This is a genomic window from Nocardia aobensis NBRC 100429 (assembly GCF_000308375.1).
GTDB lineage: Bacteria > Actinomycetota > Actinomycetes > Mycobacteriales > Mycobacteriaceae > Nocardia > Nocardia aobensis.
Genome location: NZ_BAFQ01000234.1, coordinates 1 through 1,379, shown reverse-complemented (window position 1 = coordinate 1,379; position 1,379 = coordinate 1). Strand labels below are relative to the sequence as shown.

The 1,379-nt window shown below is 64.8% G+C and carries 1 protein-coding gene; it reads left to right on the top strand.

Features of this window, described 5'->3' with window-relative positions; all coding sequences use genetic code 11:
• Positions 1-256 precede the first annotated feature (256 nt).
• A complete protein-coding gene (locus RJ03_RS27385) occupies positions 257-1,363 on the top strand; it encodes an IS110 family RNA-guided transposase (protein WP_373281728.1) in 1,107 nt (368 codons plus the stop codon).
• The last annotated feature ends 16 nt before the right edge of the window (positions 1,364-1,379 follow it).

Below are 1,379 nucleotides of genomic sequence, written 5' to 3'. Positions count from 1 at the left end.
GCGACTCGCTACGACTGTGATGATGAATGGGTGCCGCCCCAGGTAACGGGATGACCCGCGCTATGACTGGCCGCGAGTGCCTTGAGTTTGATCTGTCGACCATCACCTGGGGCGGTGCTTGCTGCCGCCGGACCGGCAGGGCGTGTCCCGATAGGGGCCTTGCCGCAAACAAGGCACCGTCACAGTCCTGACCGCCCCACCCGGCCCGGCGTCGGCCAGCTCGGTCCCCGAAAGCCGATCAGGAGACAGCCGACCCGTGTCCAGCATTCCTCGTGACGACCGCCCCAGCCAACCAGACACCAATGACGAGACCGTGATCCTAGGTATTGATACCCACAAGGACTTCCACGTCGCGTTCGTCATCAGCGCTCAGGGAAATTCGCTGGGACACAGAATCTTCGCCACTACCGCAACCGGGTACCAGCAGTTGCTGGATTGGGCCAGCGGTTTCGGAAAACTGAAGCGCGCCGGCGTCGAAGGAACCAGCTCCTACGGCATCGCCGTGACCCGCGTCCTGCGCGCCGCAGGCGTCGTAGTCCTCGAAGTCAACCGGCCCGATAAGGCGAATCGGCGGCGTCGCGGCAAAACCGACGTCATCGATGCCGAAACAGCCGCCCGAGCTGTGCTGGCCGGGCGGGCGACCGCCGTTGCCAAGACCGGTGATGGGCCAGCAGAAGTACTCCGCATGCTCAAGATGGCAAAGGATTCCGCCATAAAGTCTCGCTCGCAGGCGATCAACCAGCTCAAAGCGGTCATCGTGCGCGCGAACCCGGCCCTGCGCGAAGCACTGACCGGATTGAGCAACGCGCGGCTGGTCCGTCGCTGCGCCGACCTGGATTGCAGCGCACCCACGACCAGCGTCGGCGCCGCGACTTACACGCTGCGCTCGCTCGCACGGCGGATCCTCGCCCTGACAGGCGAGATCGACGACCTCAAAACCCACATCGCCGCCGCCATCGCCACATCGCATCCAGCGCTGCTCGACTGCTACGGCGTCGGTCCCAATACCGCGGCCGCGTTGCTCATCGCTGCCGGCGACAATCCTGACCGTCTCCGCAGCGAAGCATCGTTCGCGGCCCTCTGCGGTGTCAGCCCGATCGAAGCCTCCTCCGGCAAGACCATCCGTCGGCGGCTCAACCGCGGCGGTGACCGCCAAGCCAACTCCGCCCTTTACACCGTCGTCATTGCCCGATTGCGCTGGGACACAGCCACAAAGAGCTACATCGCCCGCCGCGAGGCGGATGGCAAGAGCAGGCGCGAAGCTATCCGATGCCTCAAACGCTACATCGCGCGTGAGCTCTACCGAATCATCACCGAATCTCAACCCGGACCAGCGGCCACGGCACTACTCACAGCCGCTTGACATCCATAGGGGCATC